This window comes from Pseudomonas sp. T1.Ur, assembly GCF_023516725.1.
Taxonomy (GTDB): Bacteria; Pseudomonadota; Gammaproteobacteria; order Pseudomonadales; family Pseudomonadaceae; genus Aquipseudomonas; species Aquipseudomonas alvandae.
The window spans coordinates 2,029,155-2,050,270 of the sequence record NZ_JAMGSN010000001.1; the positions used below are offsets into that span (position 1 = coordinate 2,029,155).

A 21,116-nucleotide genomic window follows, 5' to 3' on the forward strand; every position below is an offset into this window, starting at 1 on the left:
CCCCTCAATCGGCTTTACGGCGCGTGACGCGCTTCATCACCACCACGAAGAACACCGGGACAAACACCACCGCCAGGGTGGCGCTGATCATCCCGCCGATCACGCCGGTGCCAATGGCCTGCTGGCTCGCCGAGCTGGCCCCTGTGGCAATCGCCAGCGGAACCACGCCGAGGATGAATGCCAACGAGGTCATGATGATCGGCCGCAAGCGCAGGCGCGCGGCCTGGAGCGTGGCGTCGACCAGGTCGTGGCCTTCGTCGTACAGGCTTTTGGCGAACTCGATGATCAGGATCGCGTTTTTTGCCGACAGGCCGATGATGGTGATCAGCCCGATCTTGAAGAACACATCGTTGGGCATGCCGCGCAACGACACCGCCAATACCGCGCCGAGCACGCCCAGCGGGACCACCAGCAGCACCGAGGTCGGGATCGACCAACTCTCGTACAGCGCCGCCAGGCACAGGAACACCACCAGCAGCGACAGGCCCAGCAGGATGGGCGCCTGGCTGCCGGACAAGCGTTCCTGCAGCGACAGGCCGGTCCATTCCTGGCCCATGCCTTTTGGTCCCTGGGCCACCAGCCGTTCGATTTCGGCCATGGCTTGCCCGGTGCTGTAGCCCGGTGCCGGTTCGCCGGAAATGCTCACCGCCGGGTAGCCGTTGTAGCGGGTCAGTTGTGCCGGCCCTTGGGTCCAGCGGGCCTGGACGAACGCCGACAGCGGCACCATTTGTCCATTGCTGTTGCGCACGTGGATCTTCAGCAGATCCTCCACCTGGCTGCGCTGGTCACCTTCGGCCTGGACCACCACGCGCTGCATGCGCCCCTGGTTCGGGAAGTCGTTGATGTAGGCCGAGCCCACCGCCGTGGACAGCACGCCGCCGACATCGGCAAAGGAAATGCCCAAGGCATTGGCCTGTTTGCGATCCACCTCCAGTTGCACCTGCGGCGCTTCCGCCAGGGCACTTTCGCGCACGTTCATCAGCACCGGACTTTTTTCGGCGGCGGCGAGCAGTTCGCTGCGGGCCTGCATCAGCGCGGCATGGCCGAGGCCGCCGCGGTCCTGCAAGCGAAACTCGAAACCGCTGGACGTACCGAGGCCGTCCACCGGCGGCGGCAGCACCGAGAACACCATGGCGTCCTTGATCGCGCCGAAGGCCTGGTTGGCACGATCGGCGATGGACGCCGCCGAATCATCGCAATCGCGCTGCGACCAATCCTTCAACGTCGTGAACGCCAGGGCGGCGTTCTGTCCGCTGCCGGAGAAGCTGAAGCCGAGGATCACCGTGCTGTCGCCAACGCCAGGCTCGCCGGCATTGTGCGCCTCGATCTGTTCGACGACCTGTACCGTGCGGTTCTTGCTCGCGCCCGGCGGCAACTGGATGTCGGTGATGGTGTAGCCCTGGTCTTCCACCGGCAGGAACGAGGAGGGCAGGCGACTGAACAGCAGGCCCATGCCCACCAGCAGCACGCCGTAGATCAGCAGGTAGCGACCGCTGCGCTTTACCGCGTAGGCCACCCAACCCTGATAGCGGTCACCGAATCGATCGAAGCCACGGTTGAACGCGCCGAAGAACCCGCGTTTGGCGTGGTGGTCGCCTTGCGCGATCGGCTTGAGCAAGGTCGCGCACAGCGCCGGGGTCAAGGTCAGGGCGAGAAACGCCGAGAACAGGATCGATGTTGCCATGGACAGCGAGAACTGCTGGTAGATAACCCCCACCGAGCCCTGCATGAACGCCATTGGAATGAACACCGCCACCAGCACCAGGGTGATGCCGATGATCGCCCCGGTGATCTGGCCCATGGCCTTGCGCGTGGCCTCCTTGGGCGACAGGCCTTCCCGGGCCATGATCCGCTCGACGTTCTCCACCACCACGATGGCATCGTCCACCAGGATGCCGATGGCCAGCACCATGCCGAACATGGTCAATACGTTGATCGAGAAACCCAGGGCAAGCATCGTCGCGAAGGTGCCCATCAGCGCCACCGGCACTACCAGCGTGGGAATCAGCGTGTAGCGGATGTTCTGCAAGAACAGGTACATCACCGCAAACACCAGCAGCATCGCCTCGCCGAGGGTATAGACCACCTTGGTGATCGAGACTTTGACGAACGGCGACGTGTCGTAGGGAATCTTGTATTCCACGCCGGCCGGGAAGTAGCGCGCCAGCTCGTCCATCTTCGCCCGCACAAGGGTGGCGGTGTCCAGCGCATTGGCGCCCGGCGACAGCTGCACCGCTACGGCGGTGGATGGCTTGCCGTTCAGGCGCGTGGAGAACTGGTATTCCTGGCTGCCGATTTCCACTCGCGCGACATCGGCGATGCGCACCGTCGAACCGTCGGGGTTGGCCTTGAGCACGATGTCGGCGAATTCCTGCGGCGTCGAGAGCTGGCCCTTGACGACGATGGTCGCGGTGATTTCCTGGCTGCTGCGGCTCGGCAGATCGCCCAGGCTGCCGGCCGAGACCTGGGCGTTCTGCGCGACGATGGCGGCGTTGACGTCCGCCGGGGTCAGGTTGAAACCTACCAGCTTGCGCGGATCGATCCAGATTCGCATGGCCCGCTCGGCGCCGTACAACTGGGCCTTGCCGACGCCGTCCAGGCGCTTGATCTCATTCATCACGTTGCGCGCCAGGTAATCGCTGAGCGCCACGTCATCGAGCTTGCCGTCGCTGGAGGTGAGGGTGATCAGCAGCAGGAAGCCGGCGGAGACCTTGTCCACCTGCAAGCCTTGCTGGGTCACCGCCTGCGGCAGGCGCGACTCCACCGCCTTGAGGCGGTTCTGCACATCGACCTGGGCCAATTCCGGGTGGGTGCCCGGCTGGAACGTCGCGGTGATCGTGGCGCTGCCGAGGCTGCTCTGGGATTCGAAATACAGCAGGTTGTCGGCGCCGTTGAGTTCTTCCTCGATCAGGCTGACCACGCTTTCATCGATGGTCTGCGCCGACGCGCCCGGGTACACCGCGTAGATCTCGATTTGTGGCGGCGCCACGACCGGGTATTGCGCCACCGGCAGTTGTGGAATGGCCAGGATCCCGGCCAGGAGGATGAACAGCGCGACGACCCAGGCGAACACCGGGCGGTCGATGAAGAATTGCGGCATGGCTTAGTGTCCTGCCTGTGGCCCGGGAGCCTGGGCGAGAGGAAGAGGGGAATCATCGATCCGGACTGTTTCACCGGGGCGGGCGTGCTGGACACCTTCGACGACGATGCGATCGCCCGGCTTCAAGCCTTCGGTGACGATCCAGCGATCATTCTGCGCGGCGCCCAACTGCACCGGTTGCTGGCTGACCTTCTGCTCGGCGTCCAGCAGCAACACCTGGGCGATCCCGGCGCTGTCGCGCAGGATCGCCCGTTGCGGCACGGTGATCCCTTGGCTGTTCACCGCCTGTTCCAGGCGCACCCGAATGAAACTGCCGGGCAGCAGGTCCAGGTCGGGGTTGGGGAACTCGCTGCGCAGGGTGATCTGGCCAGTGCTTGGGTCAACGCTGAGGTCGGTGAACAGCAACTTGCCGGGCAGCGGATAGGGGCTGCCGTCGTCCTGGATCAGGGTGGCCTTGGCCTGACCCTGGCCGACCGCTTGCAACTGACCGGCGCGAAAGGCGCGGCGCAGGTCATTGAGTTCACGGGTCGATTGGGTAAGGTCGGCGTGGATCGGGTCCAGTTGCTGGATGAGTGCCAATGGCGTGGTTTCGTTCTGCCCCACCAGTGCGCCTTCGGTCACCAGGGCGCGACCGATGCGCCCGGAAATCGGCGCGGTCACCGTGGCGTAGCCCAGGTTCAGCTTGGCCCGTTCCACGGCGGCCTTGTTGGCGGCGACATCGGCGGCGGTCTGGCGGACGTTGGCCCGGGCGTTGTCATAGTCCTGGCCGCTGATGGCCTGGTCGTCGATCAACTGGGCATAGCGCTGCGCCTGCAAACGGGCCTGGAACGCATTGGCCTCGGCCTTGCGCAACGCTGCCTCGGCACTGTCCAGGTCGGCCTTGAACGGTGCCGGATCGATGCGAAACAGCACCTGTCCCTGCTTGACGTCGCTGCCTTCGCGGTAGACCCGCTGCAGAACCACGCCGGCGACCCGGGCGCGGACTTCGGCCACTCGCGGTGCGGCGATGCGACCGCTCAGTTCGGCGCTGATGGACAGCGGTCGAGCCTGGACAATCTCGATACGCACGCTGGCCGGCGGTGCGGATTCTTCCGTGGTCGAGGTGTCATCACAGCCGCTGAGCAACAGCGCACCGATCAACAGGCCCAGCGTAACGGCAGGTTTCTTGGACATGGTGCTTCCCCACTATTGAACCGCCCATGGTAGGGAACCGGGCCGATGACAGGGGTTAAGCTTTGTAGCGGCTCTGTGAAATTGTGTAACGCCTCCCGGATCAAATCCGAAAATGCCCCACCAACTGCTGCTGGTGGTTGGCCATGGCGTGCAGTGAGTGACTCGCCTGGGAAGCTTCCTGCATCCGGCCGGCCAGGGTTTCGCTGATGCCACGAATGCCGCTGACGCGGTGGCTGATGTCTTCCACCACGGAGCTTTGCTCCAGGGCCGCGCTGGCGATCTGTTGGTTCATCTGTTCGATCACTTCCACGGCCTGGGTGATGTGTTGCAGCGCACCATGGGTGTGTTCGACGTGAACGACGCTGCCCCGGGCCAGTTCCCGGCTTGATTGAGTGCTCAGCACCACGTCCTGGCTCAGCTGCTGCAAGGCCTCGATCACGGTGCGGACCTGCTCGACGGAATTCTGGGTGTTGCTCGCCAAATGCCGGACTTCATCGGCCACCACCGCGAAGCCGCGTCCCTGTTCGCCCGCCCGGGCTGCTTCGATGGCGGCGTTCAGGGCCAGCAGGTTGGTCTGCTGGGCAATGGCGCAAATGACGTCCAGTACCTGGCTGATCTGCTGGCTGTTGTCCGCCAGTGCCTTGACCTGCCCAAGCGTTGCCTCCAGGCGCCGGTCGAGGGCGTCGATGCTGCTGACGGCGTGGGCGAACATCTCCCGTCCCGATCGGCTGGCGTTCTCCGCCACCGTTGCGGCGTCGGCGGCCTGGTGGGAGTGGCGCGCCACTTCCTGGGCGCTGGCGCTCATCTCGTGCAAGGCAGTCGCCGCCAATTCGACTTCCCGGTACTGCTGCTGCATGCCCGCGCTGACTTCACCGGCGACCCGCGCAGATGTGTCGGCGGTGTCCCGAGTGTCCCGGGACGCTTGCTGGATATCCCGGATGATCGGCTGGAGCTTGTCGAGGAAACGGTTGAAGCCGTGCGCCAACTGACCGAGCTCATCCTGGCGTTCGTCGGGCAGGCGCTGGGTGAGGTCGCCGTCACCTTCGACAATGGCGTCGAGCATGTGAGCCACCCGCAACAATGGCCGTGTCACGCCGTAGGCGGTGAGCCAGATGAGCAGCAGCCCGAGGCCGGCAGCCAGCAATCCGAGGCTGAGGTTGAACCAGTTTGCCTGGCGATGCTTGTCGTCGAGTTGCGCTTGCATGTGCAAGGCGGGCGCTTGCACGAGCGCTTCCGGCACGCGGATCTGCAGTTGCCAAGGGCTGTTCGCCACGGCGGTTTGCACGGCTTGGTGCACGTCGATAGAAGCGTCCGTCACGCTGCCGCTGTGGCCGGCCACTTGCCCCGATGGGGAGAGAATGCTGATCTCGCTGTGGCCGGGGTACAAGTCGTTGGCAAGGCTGGCGGCGAGTTGCTGGAGGGTATCGAGGCTGATGTCCATGCCGACGACACCGATGACTTTGCCCTGGTCCAGCAGCGGTATGGAGATGCTGCTCATCAGGGCCTGCTTGCCTTCGACTTCAATCGCGTAGGGCTCCGTCACGCAGGTATGCCCCTGGTCTTGTGGGCAGGCGTACCAGGCGTTTTCCGGTTCGCTGCCCGGGGGCGCGGTGTTGGCGCTGATCTGGGCTTCGCTGAGCACTTCCTGCGCCAGGTGCCCGGGCTGGCTTTGCGACCAGTACAGGGCAAAGCGGCCTTTTTCGTTGCTGGCGAGGTCGCGCTGTCCGGCAAAGCTGACATCCTCGGTCGCCAGGGCATCGGGCAACAGCACGACGTAGAGACCGAGGACTTTCTCACGCTTGAGCAGCGCCTCGCGAGTCACGCCAATCAGGTCGTGGCGCAGTTGCGCGGCCGTCAATCGTCCGTTCAGCGCCTGGGCACGCAGTTGCAGCACCTGCTGGGCAAACCCTTCGCCATAAATCGCCGTTTCGCTGAAAAAGCGCTCCACCCGCTGACCATGGGCCAAGGCCTGTGCTTGCAGGCCCTCCAGCGCTGATTGTCCGAGTAGCTGGCTGCTTTGCCGTTTCAGCAGCGTGGCGCCTTGCTGGTTCTGATACAGCGAGGCACCGGTCAGTGCCCCGACGACCGCCAGCAGGCACAGGCCACTCAGTAGGGTGATCCGCCATTGAATGGAGAGACGAGCGAAAAACATGCTGGGGTTTTCCTGGGCTTAGGGACTTTTGTTGTGATGAGCCCAGCACTGTCTGAACGGTGGGCAAGGCTATCTTGCGGCAGGACGCGCGCCCCCGTTATCCCGAATCGGCAGCCGTTGTGCGCCGAGATTGAGCGCATGCGGTTCACTTAAAGCGCCGACGTCCTTGTGGCGAGGGGATTTATCCCCGCTGGGCTGCGCAGCAGCCCCCTAACAGTCAACTCAGTATTCTGATACTCCGCGTTGCCTGCATTTAGGGCCGCTTCGCGCCCCAGCGGGGATAAATCCCCTCGCCACAGGAATGTCCTTCCCTGATGGGGCTGGCCTGTTTTGGGGCACTGCTTTTGATGCTGCCGTTTTGGGATAGCGAAGGGTTTTGGCAAGGGCATAGCATCGAATCCAGCGTGCAAGCAGAACAACACGCTTTTGGATATCGGCGAAGCTGGCCGACTCCGATCCAGCAGCCACTGCCTCATACAATAAGGTCAAGAACAATGAGCGTATCTTTCCCGATCAGCAGCTCGACGGAGTTGAAGCGTGGCGCACTGGGTGTCGGCTTCATCATCTTCTTCGTGATTTCGGCGGCGAGTCCCCTGAGTGTCATCGCCGGCGGCTTTCCCATTGGCATCATGCTTGGCAATGGCGCCGGCACACCTGCGCTGTTGCTGCTGGCGCTGTTGGTGTTGCTGGCCTTTTCGGCGGGTTACACCGCCATGTCCCGGCACATGACCAACGCCGGTGGTTTCTATGCGTTTACCTCTCGCGGCCTGGGTGGCTTGGCCGGCGGCGCAGCGGGGGTGCTGGCGATGTTCGCCTACAACATTCTCCAGGTCGGCCTCTACGGCATGTTCGGCGGCGTGGTCAGCGGCACGATGGCCAGCGTCTTCGGCCTGGACTTGCCATGGTGGACGTATTCGCTGTTGGCGATGGCGAGCGTTGCGATTCTCGGTTATCGCAAGATCGACCTGTCGGCGCGGGTGCTGTCGGTGGTAGTGATTGCCGAATACCTGGCGATCCTGACGCTGGATTTCGCCATCCTCAAGACCGGTGGCGACAGCGGCATCAATCTCGATTCGTTCGACCGCAGCCGCGTTTTCAGCGGCGCGCCATCCATCGGCCTGTTGTTCTGTTTCGCGGCGTTCATCGGCTTCGAAGCCACGACGATCTATGGAGAAGAGGCGAGGAATCCGCACCGCACGATTCCCATCGCCACCTACAGCTCCGTGCTGCTGATCGGTGGTTTTTATGCGCTGTCGGTCTGGTCGATGATCGTGGGTGTCGGGGCGGACAAGATCGTACCGACGCTGCAAGCCCTGCAGGATCCGACCACTTTCATCTACGGCCTGTCCGATCACTTTGTCGGCCCGCACCTGACGCAGATCATCCGGCTGCTGTTCATGGTCAGCATCTACGCCGGACTGCTGGCGTTCCACAATGCCGCGGCGCGTTATTTCTATGCCATCGGCCGGGACGGCTTGTTGCACAGCCGCTTGGGCACCACCCATCGCGTGCACCAGAGCCCGCACATGGGCTCGGTCCTGCAAAGCCTGATCGCCGCCGTGGTGGTGCTGATCTTCGCCGCGCTGGACGCCGACCCGATCCTGCAGTTGTTCGCCTGGTTCTCCAACCTGGCCACCCTGTGCGTGATCCTGCTGATGGCGCTGACGTCGGCGGCGGTGTTCGTCTACTTCCGGCGCCACCCGGAATTGAAGCTGGGGCTTTGGCGCGGTCGGCTTCTTCCGGGCTTTTCTTGCCTGGCGCTGCTGGCGGTCCTCGTCCTCGCCGTGATTCATTTCGATGTGCTGACGGGCGCCAGTCAGCTCCTGTCCTACGGACTTTGCGCCGTCATTCCTGTCGCGCTGGTGGTCGGCGTGTTTCTCGCCGTGCGCTTGCGCAAGGTCTCGCCGGAGCGATTCGCGGCGCTGGGCAGCCACAAGCTCTAGGCGCCACGCCAGCGCTCCACACCCACACAAAAAAACAACTGCGCTGTCGTTCGGGACGGTCCGGCGGCGCGTGAAAGGAAGGTTCCATGCACGATTACCAAATGCTCATCAACGGGATGCGGGTCGACGGCGAAAACGGCCATTTCGATGTGGTCAACCCGGCGACGGGCGCCGCGTTCGCCCGCTGCCCCGCCGGTTCCCTGGCCCAACTGGACCGCGCGGTCGAGGCGGCGCAATCGGCCTTTGTCGAGTGGCGGCACAGCACCCATGAAGATCGCCGCCAACGTCTGCTGGCCATCGCTGCGGACATCGAGCAGGATGCCGACGCGCTGGCCCGGCTCATCGTCCTCGAACAAGGCAAGCCGCTGGCGCTGGCGTTCTCCGAAGTCATGGGCGCGGCGGCCTGGACGCGTTATGCCGCCGAGCAACAGATCCCGGTGGAGCTGGTGGAAGAAACTCCGACCCAGCGCATTGAACTGCACCGCAAGCCCCTGGGCGTCGTCGCCTCGATCACGCCTTGGAACTGGCCGTTCATGATTGCCGTCTGGCACATCATGCCGGCGCTGCGAGCCGGCAATTGTGTGATCAGCAAGCCGTCGAGCCTGACGCCCCTGAGCACGCTGCGCCTGGTGGAAATCATCGCCCGTCATGTGCCCCGGGGCGTGATCAATGTCGTGACGGGCGAACAGGGTTTCGGCAGCGCGATCACGGCCCACGCCGGTATCCAGAAAATTGTCTTCACCGGCTCGACAGCCACCGGCCAGAGCGTGATGCGCGGCGCCGCAGCCAACCTCAAGCGCCTGACCCTGGAGCTGGGCGGCAACGATGCCGCCATCGTCCTGCCCGGCACGCCGGTCGAGGCGGTGGCCGAAGAGATCTTCCAGGCGGCGTTCCTCAACATGGGGCAGACCTGCGCCGCCCTCAAGCGCTTGTATGTGCACCAATCCCAATACGAGGCGTTCGCCGAGACACTGGCACTCATCGCCGGGCGCCAGGTCGTTGGCGACGGCCTGGCGCCGGAGGTCACCTTCGGTCCGGTGCAAAACGCTGAACAACTGGCGCTGGTGGAAGCGCTGGTGGCGGATGCCCGGGCCCAGGGCGCGCGCGTGCTGTGTGGCGGCGAGCGCCTGGATCGAGCGGGTTTCTTTTATCCGCCGACCCTCGTCGCCGATGTCAGCGACGGCCAGCGCCTGGTGGACGAAGAGCAGTTCGGCCCGGTGTTGCCGTTGATTGCCTACCAGGACGTCGAGGATGTCCTGCGCCGCGCCAACGCTGGCGACATGGGCCTGGGCGGTTCGGTCTGGGGCAGCGATGTGGACCAGGCCCAGGCGTTGGCCAGTCGCCTTGAAAGCGGCGTCGCCTGGGTCAACTGCCACGCGCAAATCCAACCGAACACGCCATTTGGCGGCAGCAAGATGTCCGGGTTCGGCGTCGAGTTCGGCCTTGAAGGGTTGCTGGAATTCACCGGCCAGCAGCTGCTGTACATACGCAAGCGTGAACCACTGTGAGGACTGCAACCATGTACGAGCACTACAAGACAGCGCAAAAGAAATTCTGGCACCCGATGAGTTCCTCGGCGCCGGCCAACCGCTCCAAGACCTTGGTCATCGCCCGTGGCGACGGTAACTACATCACCGATATCGACGGCCACCGCATGCTCGATGGCGTCGGCGGCTTGTGGAACGTGAACGTGGGGCACAACCGCGCTTCAGTGAAGGCGGCCATTGCCGCACAAATGGACGAGTTGGCGTATTACCAGACTTTCGACGGCATCGCCCACCCTCGGGTGTTTGACCTGGCCGAACGACTCACGTCGATGTTCGCCCAGGAAGACATGGCGCGGGTGTTGTTCAGTTCCGGCGGTTCGGACGCGGTCGAGACGGCCCTGAAAATGGCCCGCCAGTACTGGATCGCCAGTGGTGAGCCGGGGCGCACGCGCTTCCTGTCGTTGCGCAATGGCTACCATGGCGTGCATATGGGCGGCACCTCCGTGGGCGGCAACGGCGTCTATCACTACAACCATGGGCCGTTGTTGGCCGGCTGCCATTTGCTCGATACGCCGTGGCTGTACCGCAATCCCTGGGACTGCCGCGACCCGCAGGAATTGACCGCCCACTGCATTCGCCAGTTGGAAGACCAGATCGCCTTGCTTGGCGCCCAGACCATCGCGGCGCTGATCGCCGAGCCGGTGCAGGGCGCCGGTGGCGTGATCGTGCCACCTGCCGATTATTGGAAAAAGCTGCGTGAGGTGTGTGATCGCCACGGCATCCTGCTGATCGCCGATGAAGTCGTCACCGGCTTTGGCCGCACCGGCTGCATGCTCGGCAGTCGCGGTTGGGGCGTCGCGCCGGACGTGCTGTGCCTGGCCAAGGGCATCACCGCCGGTTACATCCCCATGGGCGCCACGGTGTTCAACCAGCGCATCGTCGATGCCATCGAGAACGGCCCGGGTTTCACCAGCGTGATCATGCACGGCTACACCTACAGCGGACACCCGACGGCGTGCGCCGCAGCGCTGGCGGTGCTGGACATCGTCGAGGCCGAGGACCTGCCGGGCAACGCCGGCAAGGTTGGCGCCCAGTTGCTGGAACAATTGCAGCCGTTGGCCGAACGCCATGCGCTGGTCGGCGAAGCGCGCGGCAAGGGCCTGATGATTGCCCTCGATCTGGTGGCGAACAAGGTCACCCGTGAACCGCTGGATCCCGCCAACGGCCTGGCGTCGCGGATTGCCGAGCATGCGCGCCGGGCCGGCGTGCTGGTGCGCCCGATCGGCAACAAGATCGTCCTGTCGCCACCGTTGACCCTCACATCCGACGAGGCCGGCGTGATGGTCGGCGCGCTGGACGACGCGCTCGCCAACTGCCGCTAGCCCGGCCAGCCGGCGCCGTTTGCGGTGCCGGCTTCCCACTATAAAAACAGCCTGTCAAGGCGCACCTCAAGGAGTTCAAGCCATGCGGTCTCTATCGCGTATGGGATTTTTCGGCAGTGGCCTGGCCTGCACGTTGGCGTTCTATGCCGCCAATCAGGTCCAGGCTTACGAGCTGTATGCCGATGACGACACTCACCTCAACGCCGACCTGCTGGCGGTGTTCGGCCACTTCAATAGCCGCAAGAATTATGACGGCAGGCCGGGCGGTTCGACCTGGCGCGAAGGCTTCATCAAATATGGCGTGAGCGGTGACCAGGGCCTCGCCGGCCAGGGCACCGCCTATGGCGCGTTCAGCCTGGTCAGCTCCGCCACCTGGGGCGATGGCGACGCGGCCGGCAATACGCTGGGCAGCGAGCGCACGACAAAAATCGAGGACGCCTACCTGGGCTGGCGCTCCGCCGATCTTTTCCCGTTGCTGGGGCAGGACGGTGTCGATATCTCCGGCGGGCGGCAGGTCGTCAAGCTGGGCAGGGGCTTCCTGATCAACGATGACGGACCGAACCTGGGGAAGGGGCCGGCAGACGGACGCCTGAATCGCGGTGGCGCCTATTACCTTGCCGCTCGGCACGCGTTCGATCAAACCGCCGTGTTGCGCCTGGGTGGGCAGGAAGGGCTGCACGGCAGCATGGCGTGGCTCAAGTCAGACAACCGCGCCCAGGCCGAAACCGAACTGGCGGCGGGCACGCTGGACTACACCGCCAAGGCCGGCACGTTGGGGCTGACCTGGGTGCATGGCATCGATGTCAACGACCGCTGGGCCAGCGATTTCCAGCGGCAACGCAAGGGCATGGACGTCTATAGCATTCGCGGTGAAGGCGACGCCGGTATCGAAAATGCCAGCCTGGTCTTCGAATACGCCTGGCAGGACAAGGACGCTGGCCCGCAGAACGCCTGGTACGCCGAGGCCGGCTACACCTTCGCGGACATCGCCTGGGCGCCGAAACTGACCTATCGCTATACCCGCTATTCCCAGAAGTGGGACTCGTTGTTCACCGGCCAAAGTACCGGTTATGGCACCTGGTTCCAGGGCGAAGTCGCGGGTAACTATGCCGGGCCGTTCAACAGCAACAGCGGCATTCACCACCTCGGCCTGAAGGCTACGCCATTGGAGAACCTGACCCTCGGTGCGCTGTACTTCGATTTCAACACGGTGCGCAAGGACAACGCCTTGAACCTGGATGCCCGTGAGCTGGATTTCTATGCCGAGTGGGCCGTGAACCAGTACTTGATCGTCACGCCGCTGATCGGCCTCTACAAGCCGGACCGGGATGCAGCGACGGGGGGCAATCAAGTGAGCGGCAATGGCACCAACGTCTACAGCCAGGTAACGGTGGCCGTGCCGTTTTGAGACTAAACCCTGTGGCGAGGGAGCTTGCTCCCGCTGGGGTCTGTAGGAGCTGGCGAAGGCTCGGGCCGCGTTCGGACGATCTTTTGATCTTGATCTTTCGCTCAGGACTCAATGGTAGGCGAAAAGATCGCAGCCTCGCTTCGCTCGACAGCTCCTACGGGGTTCTGTAGGAGCTGGCGAAGCCTGCGATCTTTTGATCTTGATCTTGATCTTGATCTTTCGCTTGAGACTCAATGGTAGGCGAAAAGATCGCAGCCTCGCTTCGCTCGACAGCTCCTACGGGGCTCTGTAGGAGCTGGCGAAGCCTGCGATCTTTTGATCTTGATCTTGATCTTGATCTTGATCTTTCGCTTGAGACTCAATGGTAGGCGAAAAGATCGCAGCCTCGCTTCGCTCGACAGCGCCTACGGGGCTCTGTAGGAGCTGGCGAAGCCTGCGATCTTTTGATCTTGATCTTGATCTTGATCTTGATCTTTCGCTTGAGACTCGATGGTAGGCGAAAAGATCGCAGCCTCGCTTCGCTCGACAGCGCCTACGGGGCAGCGGTATGGCCGCACCGCCGGTTTCTAGCCGACAGCAGGCGGATGCTGCATCCGCTCGGCAATCCGCCGGGTCGTGTCCATCACCATTTCGATCACGGTCTCCTGACGCAGCAATTTGAAGCTGTCAGTGCTGCCCACGGCGGAAAGGCTGCCCACCACTTCGTCGAGCCCGGGGTGGATGATCGGTGCCGCGATACCGGTCAGCCCTTGGTTGAGTTCGTCGTGGGTCAGGCAATAACCGTCCTTGCGGATCTTTTTCGTCGCCTTGGAAAAACCCGGCCAGTCATAGGGATTGTCGGGCTCGTTGGCCAGGTGTTCTTCGAACAGGCGCTGCAAGCGTCGACCTTTCTGGAACGCGATCAACACCTTGGACTGCGCACCCCGGAAAAACGGCAGCGGATGGCCGCGGCCGAACGAGAACTGGTAGGTGTCGTCGGGCTCGGCGATGTAGGTGTTGATGATGTGGCCGTCATAGAAAACGCTGGCGAACACCGCCAGGCCGGTTCGTTCGGACAGCTCGTGCATCAGCTCGCGGCCGGCGACGAGGATCGGATCGTACTGCCGCATCATCCAGTCGAGCTCGATGATCCGCGGCCCCAGGCTGTAGCTGCCGGCATCCACTCGCACCAGCAGGCCAGCGTCACACAAGTCCTTCACGTAGCGGTACACGGTCGCCCGGGACAGGCCCATGCGCTCGGCAATGGTGTCGGGGTCGATCTTCAGTCGATCCGGGCCGAAGAGGTCCAGGACGCTCAGCATCTTGCTCAAGCTGCTCATTTCGCTCCTAAAGGGTGGAGTGGCGCGTGGGTGGCCGTTTGGGTGAGCACTATAGGTAGACCCATCGATGATGAAAAGCCCGCAGGGTCGGTCTGTAGCGCGCTGTCACGGTAACTCAAGATTTGAGAAATGCAAGTTAATCGACTGGGATAAATCCGTCATAAATACACATAAATCTCAAAATACGAGTTTATGTGTAAAAAATAGCTTGTTTTGTCGATTTCGCTGTGTGATAAATCTCAGCCATTGCAAACGCTCGATGAAGAGGGCTGGAAATGAATGGTGCGCAACTGATAGTGAAGGCGGCGGTGGCGAGCGGTATCGAATACTGCTTCGCCAATCCCGGGACGACTGAAATCCCCCTGGTGGCGGCCATGGCCAGCGGGCCAGCCCTCAAGCCGGTGTTGTCGTTGTTCGAGGGGGTCTGCACCGGCGCCGCCGACGGCTACGGGCGCATTGCCGGCAAGCCGGCGATGACCCTGACGCACCTGGGGCCAGGCTTTGCCAATGGCATTGCCAACCTGCACAACGCCCGCCGCGCCAACACCCCGATCGTCAACGTCATTGGCGACCACGCGTCCTGGCACGTCAACTACGATCCGCCGCTGGCCAGTGACATCCAGGCGTTGGCCGGGAGCGTATCCGGGTGGGTGCGCACGTCGCGCACGGCATCGGGTGTCGGGGAGGATTTGCAGGAGGCGGTACGTGCCGCCTGGCAAGCCAAGGGCCAGATCGCCAGCCTGATCCTGCCGATGGACCTGCAAGCCAATGCCGTGCAACACGAAAGCGCGTTCACGGCGTTGCAGGCCCCGATCCGGCGTTTTGCCGGTGACCGGATCGAGGCGGTCGCCCAGGCCTTGCGTGATGGCCGGCGCCTGGTATTTATCGTCGGCGACCAGGGCTTGTCCGTCGCAGGCCTGGAAGCGGCGGGGCGCTTGGCCCAGTTGGCGGGCGTGCGGATGTTCGCCGAGACCTTTCCGCGCATGAGCTATCGCGGTGGCGGCCTGCCCGACCTGGATCGCCTGCCGTACTTCCCCGAAGTGGCCATCGAGATCCTCGACCAATACGACGCGGTGGTGTGCGCAGGCGTCCCCGAACCCATCAGCTACTTCGGCTACGAAGGCATTGCCTCCCGGCTGGCCGAGCGTGACCGCCTGCTGTGCCTGGCCGAGGTGGGAGACGACGTGGCCGGGGCGCTCACCGCGTTGGCCGATGCGCTTGAGGCACCGGCCCATGTGCCCACGTCGATGGGCATCGAATTGCCTGCCGCCGAGGCGGAACTGACGCCGCAGTCGGTAGGGCAGGTATTGGCCGCCTCGTTGCCGGACGACAGCATCGTTTCGGTGGAAGGCGGGACATGCGGCTATCCGTTCTTCACCGCCTCGGCCCATGCCGCGCGGCATCGGGTCTTGACCAACACCGGCGGGGCCATCGGCCAGGGCATCCCGGTGGGCTTTGGCGCCGCGATGGCCGAGCGTGGCAACAAGGTGTTCTGCCTGCAATCGGACGGCAGCGCGCAGTACACCATCCAGACCTTGTGGAGCATCGCCCGGGAGCAACTGCCGGTGGTGATCCTGATCGCGGCCAACCACCGCTACGCCATCTTGCAGAACGAGTTGCGCCGCTTCGGCATGACCGAATTGGGCCCCGAAGCCCTGAGCCTGACGGTGCTGGATCGCCCACGCATTGATTGGAAGGCCCTGGCGAGAGGCTACGGTTTGCCGGCCAGCACCGTGCACACCAACGGCGAGTTGCAGCGCGCCTTGGCCAACGCCAAGGCCGACGGTGGTCCTTGCCTGATTGAAATGGCGCTGTGAAGGAGGGGATATGAACCCGATTGAGTTATTACCTGCGGTCGAGCAGTTCCTGTCGCAACCCGGGCGCCTGTTCATCGGCGGCACCTGGCAGGACGCGGCCGATGGCCGCCGGTTTGCCGTGGAAAACCCGGCCACTGAACACACCCTGGCCGAGGTGGCCGCCGGCGGCGAGCGTGACGTGGACGCTGCTGTCGCCGCCGCCCGTGCAGCCTTCACCGGTGCCTGGGCGCAACATTCGCCGGCCCAGCGCGGGTTGCTGTTGTTTCGCCTGGCGGAACTGCTCGACCAGCATCGCGAGGAACTGGCGCAACTGATCACCCTGGAAAACGGCAAGCCAATCGCAGCAGCCCGGGGCGAAGCGGCCAGCGCCGCCAACATCATTCGCTACTTCGCCGGTTGGCCGACGAAGATCGAAGGCAGCACCCTGCCGATATCGCCTTCCAGCGGCGCACCGATGCTCAACTACACCTTGCGCGAGCCGGTGGGTGTCTGCGCGTTGATCGTGCCGTGGAACTTCCCGCTGACCATGTGCGTGTGGAAGCTCGGCCCGGCGCTGGCGACCGGTTGTGTCGCGGTGCTCAAGCCCGCCGAACAGACGCCCCTGGTCGCGATTCGCCTGGTGCAATTGATCGAGGCCGCCGGTTTCCCGGCCGGGGTGGTCAACCTGCTCACCGGTCTCGGCGCCCAGACCGGCGCACCGCTGGCCCAGCACCCGGACGTGGACAAGATCGCCTTCACCGGCTCGACCCAGGTGGGCCGGCTGATCGCCCAGGCGGCCACGGGCAACATGAAAAAGGTCTCGCTGGAATTGGGCGGCAAGTCCCCCAACATCATCCTGCCGGACGCCGACATCGTCCGCGCCGCCAAGGGTGCCGCCGATGGCATCTTCTACAACCAGGGCCAGGTCTGCACCGCCGGATCGCGCCTGTATGTGCATGCCAGCGTCCTTGACCCAGTGCTTGAAGAACTCCAGCGCCATGCGGCCGCCCATGTCCTGGGGCCGGGGCTGGATCCGGCCAGCAGCATGGGCCCGCTGGTCTCGGCCCGGCAGTTGGGCACGGTGCGTGGTTACTTGCATCGGGGCCAGGAGGAAGGCGCGGAGCTGATCTGCGGCGGCGACCGGCCAGCCCATCTTGAACGCGGCCATTTCATCCGCCCCAGCGTGTTTCTCGATCGCGCCGAGCGCGCCTGTGTCGCCCGGGAAGAAATCTTCGGCCCGGTATTGACCGTCATGAGCTGGACCGACATCGACGAACTGGTGCTGCGCGCCAACGACTCGCCTTACGGCTTGGCCGCTGGCCTGTGGACCCGTGACTTGCGTTCCGCCCACCGCGTGGCCGCGCAGTTGAAGGCCGGCTCGGTGTGGATCAACTGCTGGAACGTCGTTGACCCGGCTTCGCCCTTCGGTGGCTACAAGCAATCCGGCTGGGGTCGGGAAATGAGCAAGAACGTGATCGATGCCTACACCGAAACCAAAAGTGTCTTCGTCGATCTGGCCTGAGCCGAACAATCACAAGAGGAACTGCTATGGATCTGGAATTGAAGGGCCGTGTGGCCATCGTCACCGGCGGTGGCATGGGCATCGGCAAGGAAGTCGCGCGTTTTCTGTCCCAGGAAGGTTGCAAGGTGGTGATCTGCGCCCGGCGCATGGAGTTTCTCCAGCAGGCCGCCGAGGAAATCACCGCCGAAACCGGCAACGAGGTGCTGCCGTTGTTCTGTGACACCAACCAGATGTCGGCCGTGTCCGACATGGTCGAGGCGGCCCACAAGCATTTTGGCCGCATCGACATCCTGGTCAACGGCGCCGCGGCCCCATCCGGTGTGGTGCGCAACGACATCGAACATGCCGGCGACGATGAGTTGCTCTCGGACCTCAACACCAAGGTGATCGGCTATTTCCGTTGCGCCAAGGCCGTGACCCCGCACATGAAGGCCGGTGGCTTCGGACGGATCATCAACATTGGCGGCCTGACCGGGCGTGGGAGCAAGGTGCTTTCGGGCATGCGCAACCTGGCCATCGCCCACATGACCAAGACTCTGTCCGACCAGTTGGGCCCTGCCGGCATCACCGTCAACCTGATCCACCCCGGCGTGGTCGACACCCCGCATATCCAAGAGCTGTATGAGCGCGAAGGCGTCAAGCAGGGCAAGACCCCCGCGCAGGTGGAGCAGGGCTACATCGACGCGACGCCGATCCGGCGCACCCTGGCGCCCATCGAGATGGGCTGGCTGATCGGTTTCCTCGCATCCCCCAAGGCCGGCGCCGTGACGGGGGAGTCCATTGGCATCGATGGCGGCTTGACCCGTGGCATCTTCATTTGAGGAGCAACCCGTGATGAGTAACGGAACCCTTTTGGTCGCCACCGTGGGGCAGGCGGTCATCCGCAGTGCCGACGATGGCCGTACCTGGCATCGCTTGGGCCTGGGCCAGGACCTGGAATTCGATGCGATCACCCGGTCCCTGAGTGTCCATCCCGATACGCCTGAAGTGATCTACGCCGGTACCGATATCGGTCTGTGCGTCAGCCGCGACACCGGCGGCCATTGGCAGCGAGTGGATTCGCCGTTCAATGGGCAGACTGTCTGGAAAGTCGCGGTGGATCCCCAGGATGCACGGCGCATTTTCGTCGGCACCGGCGCGCCTTCCCGCGCCGTGCTCTGGCGCACCCTCGACGGCGGCGAAAGCTGGGACCGTGCCCCGGTGGAGATCCCGGAATTCTGCGACGGCGTCAGCCGGCCGCGCTTGCTGGCCTTCGCCTACGACCCGACGGATCGCAACCAGCTCTGGTTCGGCCTGGAAGAGGGCGGGTTGTTCCACAGTCGCGACGGTGGCGACAGCTGGACCCGTGTCGATGACCGCTTGCTGTGGGACTACAACTCGGACGTGCACAACATCCTGGTCCTGCCCAACCACGGGCAGAAAGTCATCGTGGTGGTCTGCGTCAACGCGGTCTACCGCAGCCTCGACGAAGGGCAGACCTGGACCGGGATCATCGCCCGGGAAGCCTTCGGCCTGTATTACGTGCGGGCCATGAATGCCGCGCTGGGCAGCGAAGACACCCTTTACCTGAGCATTTCCGACGGCACCCCGGGCACGACCAGCAAAGTCCTCGTTTCAAGGGACGCTGCCGTCAGTTGGGAAGTGCTGCCGCTGCCGCAACAACCCAACTCCTGTGTCTGGGCAATTGCCTTGAACCCGGCCAATCCTCGGCAGATCGTCGCCGGCACCAAGTACGGCCATTTGTTCACGTCCGAGAACGGCGGTGATGGCTGGCAGAAGCAGTGGCGTGAATTCAGCGAAATTGCTGATGTGCTCTGGACGCCCGCCGTGGCGCAGATCAAGTCCGGGCATCAATCCATCGTCAAGAAAAACTGAGGTATCGCGCGATGAAAGTCGAAGTCGTTCGTACTCACCTGTCGTTGTTCGTGAGCGACCCTGAAGCGTCGGCACATTGGTACGCCGACGTGCTGGGCATGCATGAAAGTGCCCGGGGAGAAAGCTGGATCATGATGGCATTCGGTGCCAAGCATCACGACATCGCGCTGATCCAGGCAGCGCCCGGCGCGCATCAGGGCGGCCTGGGGCTGCAGCACTACGGGCTGGAAATCGCTGGGGACATGACCACCTTGCGCAAGCTCTACGGCATGTTGCTGAGCAAGGGCGTCGAGGTGGTGAAGATCACCGATCACGAGATCGGCAATGGCGTGTACTTCAACGACCCCGACGGCAACCGCATGGAATTCTTCCTCGAGTCCGAACACGACGACGCGCGCGGCAAGGCCCGCTTCAAGGCCGCTGGCGCGCCCAGCCGGCATTTCAATCTCGATCCACTTTGATGAGACTCCTGTCATGAAAACCGCGAATTTCGCCAGCTATCACATCCGCAAATGGTACAGCTTCGTCGAGGAAACCCTGGCCAACGAAACCGGCCAGTTGGCCGATGGCGAGCCGTTGTTCAAATACGCCATCGGCGCGGTGATCGCCAACCCGTATGCCGGACGCTTCAGCGAAAGCCTGGCGGAGCTGGTCGAGCCTTCGCCGTTGTTGGGCCAGGAGTTTGGCCGACGCATTCGGGTAATGGCTGGGCAGCGCGAGATCGTCAGCTACGGCAAGGCGTGCCTGGTGGGCAGCCAGGGCGAATACGAGCATGGCAATGCGTTGCTGACCAACCCGGCCGCGGATCCGATCCGGGGTGCGCTGAGCGGCGGCAAGTCCTGGGTGCCGTCCACCGGCAAGCGTGGCGGGCCTGGCGTGACCATCGACGTGCCGCTGGCCCACAAGGACGCGCTGTATGTCCGTTCCCACTACGACAGCATTTCGCTGTCGTTCGGCGACGGTCCGGCGGCGGACGAGTTGGTCATCATCTGGGCCTTTGCCACGCGCGGGCGTTTGCATGCGCGCCTGGGCGGCCTGCAGGCGGCGGACGTCAAGGGCAATGACGGCCTGTATTGAGGCGTGCTGATCGCGGGGGAACGACCAATGTCTGCAAACAGTCAGTTTTTCAGCAATCGATCGGGCATGCGCCTGCATTACGTGCGGTGGGGCAACCCGTCCGGCATTCCGGTCCTGCTGCTCCACGGGTTGCGCTCCTTCGCCCAGACCTGGGCGCCCTTGGCCGATGCGCTGGGCGAGCATTATTGCTGCCATGCCCTGGACCAGCGCGGCCGTGGTCAGAGCGATTGGGGCGAGGCTTCCAGCTATCGCACCGAAGCCTATGTGAGCGACCTGGAAGACTGGGTCGCTCACTTGGGGCTGGAGCGTTTTGTCCTGGTGGGGCATTCCCTTGGCGGGACCAACGCGCTGGAATACGCCCGGCTCAATCCCGGACGGCTGCAAGCGCTGGTGATCGAGGACATCGGCCCCGGCTCGTCGATCCGCGGCGAGGGCGCCGAGCGTATCCGCCGCGAAATGAGCCAGACGCCGCTGCTGTTTCCAGACTGGGACAGTGCCGCGCAATTCTGGCGGCAATCGCGACCGGGCTTGTCGGCCGAGGGCCTGGCCTCCCGGTTAGCCTACTCGATGAAGCAAACGCCTGAAGGCATCGAATGGCGTCACGACCAGAAAGGCATTGCCGAGGCGCGCCTGAGCATTACGCCGACTGACCTGTGGCCAGCGGTGCGAGCGCTGGATTGCCCGACGCTGTTCATTCGTGGCGTGCGTTCGGATTTTCTCCCATTGGCAACCCTGGAGGCGATGCGGGAGGCCAATGCGCAGGTGCAGACAGCGGAAGTCGCCGACGCCAGCCATTATGTCCATGACGACCAGGGCGAAGTGTTCAACCAGGTCGTCGCGGATTACCTGCGCGGCCAACTCTTGCAATTACAACAATAGAGC

At 63.8% G+C, this 21,116-nt stretch carries 15 protein-coding genes and 1 pseudogene; 11 read left to right on the forward strand and 5 right to left on the reverse strand.

Translation table 11 applies throughout. The annotated features are described in order from the left end of the window. Window positions 1–4: 4 nt before the first annotated feature. From M8Q45_RS09380 to M8Q45_RS28605, 4 genes and pseudogenes are all read right to left on the reverse strand, one after another. Entirely contained in the window at window positions 5–3,100 is a 3,096-nt protein-coding gene (locus M8Q45_RS09380) for a multidrug efflux RND transporter permease subunit (protein WP_249874462.1), read from the reverse strand. Window positions 3,101–3,103: 3 nt separating this feature from the next. After that, window positions 3,104–4,273 (reverse strand): efflux RND transporter periplasmic adaptor subunit, encoded by a 1,170-nt coding sequence (locus M8Q45_RS09385; RefSeq protein ID WP_249874463.1) that lies wholly within the window; start codon window positions 4,271–4,273, stop codon window positions 3,104–3,106. Window positions 4,274–4,373: 100 nt separating this feature from the next. Then, the gene (locus tag M8Q45_RS28600) at window positions 4,374–5,129 is read right to left on the reverse strand and encodes a methyl-accepting chemotaxis protein (RefSeq protein ID WP_502940553.1); all 756 of its coding nucleotides are present in this window, start codon (window positions 5,127–5,129) and stop codon (window positions 4,374–4,376) included. Between the two features lie 102 nt (window positions 5,130–5,231). Further along, window positions 5,232–6,425, reverse strand: a pseudogene (locus tag M8Q45_RS28605) (PDC sensor domain-containing protein); the annotation flags it as partial. A 494-nt stretch (window positions 6,426–6,919) separates the two neighbouring features. Here M8Q45_RS28605 and M8Q45_RS09395 point away from each other — a divergent pair. From M8Q45_RS09395 to M8Q45_RS09410, 4 genes are all read left to right on the forward strand, one after another. Continuing rightward, complete coding sequence (locus tag M8Q45_RS09395) at window positions 6,920–8,368, forward strand: APC family permease (protein ID WP_249874465.1); 1,449 nt, start codon at window positions 6,920–6,922, stop codon at window positions 8,366–8,368. 86 nt (window positions 8,369–8,454) lie between these two features. Beyond that, the gene (locus M8Q45_RS09400; protein WP_249874466.1) at window positions 8,455–9,876 is read left to right on the forward strand and encodes an aldehyde dehydrogenase family protein; all 1,422 of its coding nucleotides are present in this window, start codon (window positions 8,455–8,457) and stop codon (window positions 9,874–9,876) included. Between the two features lie 11 nt (window positions 9,877–9,887). Beyond that, on the forward strand, window positions 9,888–11,237 hold the full coding sequence (locus tag M8Q45_RS09405; RefSeq protein WP_249874467.1) for an aminotransferase class III-fold pyridoxal phosphate-dependent enzyme: 1,350 nt from the start codon (window positions 9,888–9,890) through the stop codon (window positions 11,235–11,237). Window positions 11,238–11,319: 82 nt separating this feature from the next. Beyond that, the gene (locus M8Q45_RS09410) at window positions 11,320–12,645 is read left to right on the forward strand and encodes an alginate export family protein (protein WP_249874468.1); all 1,326 of its coding nucleotides are present in this window, start codon (window positions 11,320–11,322) and stop codon (window positions 12,643–12,645) included. Window positions 12,646–13,211: 566 nt separating this feature from the next. Here M8Q45_RS09410 and M8Q45_RS09415 read toward each other — a convergent pair. Next, complete coding sequence (locus M8Q45_RS09415; protein WP_249874469.1) at window positions 13,212–13,964, reverse strand: IclR family transcriptional regulator; 753 nt, start codon at window positions 13,962–13,964, stop codon at window positions 13,212–13,214. A 275-nt stretch (window positions 13,965–14,239) separates the two neighbouring features. Here M8Q45_RS09415 and M8Q45_RS09420 point away from each other — a divergent pair, with 275 nt between their 5' ends. Genes M8Q45_RS09420 through M8Q45_RS09450 form a run of 7 tightly spaced genes read left to right on the forward strand, consistent with a single transcriptional unit; the run spans window position 14,240 to window position 21,113 of the window. Next, window positions 14,240–15,781: an acetolactate synthase large subunit gene (locus tag M8Q45_RS09420; protein ID WP_249874470.1), complete on the forward strand. Its 1,542-nt coding sequence runs from the start codon at window positions 14,240–14,242 to the stop codon at window positions 15,779–15,781. Between the two features lie 10 nt (window positions 15,782–15,791). After that, window positions 15,792–17,282 carry an aldehyde dehydrogenase family protein gene (locus tag M8Q45_RS09425; RefSeq protein WP_249874471.1) on the forward strand — a complete coding sequence of 497 codons (1,491 nt, stop codon included), beginning with the start codon at window positions 15,792–15,794 and terminating at the stop codon, window positions 17,280–17,282. A gap of 26 nt (window positions 17,283–17,308) precedes the next feature. Then, window positions 17,309–18,103: an SDR family NAD(P)-dependent oxidoreductase gene (locus M8Q45_RS09430; RefSeq protein ID WP_249874472.1), complete on the forward strand. Its 795-nt coding sequence runs from the start codon at window positions 17,309–17,311 to the stop codon at window positions 18,101–18,103. 13 nt (window positions 18,104–18,116) lie between these two features. Continuing rightward, window positions 18,117–19,157 (forward strand): VPS10 domain-containing protein, encoded by a 1,041-nt coding sequence (locus tag M8Q45_RS09435; RefSeq protein ID WP_249874473.1) that lies wholly within the window; start codon window positions 18,117–18,119, stop codon window positions 19,155–19,157. An 11-nt stretch (window positions 19,158–19,168) separates the two neighbouring features. Continuing rightward, window positions 19,169–19,618, forward strand: a complete 450-nt coding sequence (locus M8Q45_RS09440) for a VOC family protein (protein ID WP_249874474.1) — start codon at window positions 19,169–19,171, stop codon at window positions 19,616–19,618. 13 nt (window positions 19,619–19,631) lie between these two features. Beyond that, complete coding sequence (locus M8Q45_RS09445; RefSeq protein ID WP_249874475.1) at window positions 19,632–20,234, forward strand: amino acid synthesis family protein; 603 nt, start codon at window positions 19,632–19,634, stop codon at window positions 20,232–20,234. Between the two features lie 27 nt (window positions 20,235–20,261). After that, on the forward strand, window positions 20,262–21,113 hold the full coding sequence (locus tag M8Q45_RS09450; RefSeq protein ID WP_249874476.1) for an alpha/beta fold hydrolase: 852 nt from the start codon (window positions 20,262–20,264) through the stop codon (window positions 21,111–21,113). The last annotated feature ends 3 nt before the right edge of the window (window positions 21,114–21,116 follow it).

What these genes read in the sequence shown, in the direction of transcription:
- M8Q45_RS09440 (WP_249874474.1), top strand. Translation starts at nt 19,169, where the DNA reads ATGAAAGTCGAAGTCGTTCGTACTCACCTGTCGTTGTTCGTGAGCGAC.
- M8Q45_RS28600 (WP_502940553.1), bottom strand. Translation starts at nt 5,129, where the DNA reads ATGCAGCAGCAGTACCGGGAAGTCGAATTGGCGGCGACTGCCTTGCAC.
- M8Q45_RS09380 (WP_249874462.1), bottom strand. Translation starts at nt 3,100, where the DNA reads ATGCCGCAATTCTTCATCGACCGCCCGGTGTTCGCCTGGGTCGTCGCG.
- M8Q45_RS09405 (WP_249874467.1), top strand. Translation starts at nt 9,888, where the DNA reads ATGTACGAGCACTACAAGACAGCGCAAAAGAAATTCTGGCACCCGATG.
- M8Q45_RS09385 (WP_249874463.1), bottom strand. Translation starts at nt 4,273, where the DNA reads ATGTCCAAGAAACCTGCCGTTACGCTGGGCCTGTTGATCGGTGCGCTG.
- M8Q45_RS09410 (WP_249874468.1), top strand. Translation starts at nt 11,320, where the DNA reads ATGCGGTCTCTATCGCGTATGGGATTTTTCGGCAGTGGCCTGGCCTGC.
- M8Q45_RS09425 (WP_249874471.1), top strand. Translation starts at nt 15,792, where the DNA reads ATGAACCCGATTGAGTTATTACCTGCGGTCGAGCAGTTCCTGTCGCAA.
- M8Q45_RS09395 (WP_249874465.1), top strand. Translation starts at nt 6,920, where the DNA reads ATGAGCGTATCTTTCCCGATCAGCAGCTCGACGGAGTTGAAGCGTGGC.
- M8Q45_RS09400 (WP_249874466.1), top strand. Translation starts at nt 8,455, where the DNA reads ATGCACGATTACCAAATGCTCATCAACGGGATGCGGGTCGACGGCGAA.
- M8Q45_RS09420 (WP_249874470.1), top strand. Translation starts at nt 14,240, where the DNA reads ATGAATGGTGCGCAACTGATAGTGAAGGCGGCGGTGGCGAGCGGTATC.
- M8Q45_RS09450 (WP_249874476.1), top strand. Translation starts at nt 20,262, where the DNA reads ATGTCTGCAAACAGTCAGTTTTTCAGCAATCGATCGGGCATGCGCCTG.
- M8Q45_RS09445 (WP_249874475.1), top strand. Translation starts at nt 19,632, where the DNA reads ATGAAAACCGCGAATTTCGCCAGCTATCACATCCGCAAATGGTACAGC.
- M8Q45_RS09415 (WP_249874469.1), bottom strand. Translation starts at nt 13,964, where the DNA reads ATGAGCAGCTTGAGCAAGATGCTGAGCGTCCTGGACCTCTTCGGCCCG.
- M8Q45_RS09435 (WP_249874473.1), top strand. Translation starts at nt 18,117, where the DNA reads ATGAGTAACGGAACCCTTTTGGTCGCCACCGTGGGGCAGGCGGTCATC.
- M8Q45_RS09430 (WP_249874472.1), top strand. Translation starts at nt 17,309, where the DNA reads ATGGATCTGGAATTGAAGGGCCGTGTGGCCATCGTCACCGGCGGTGGC.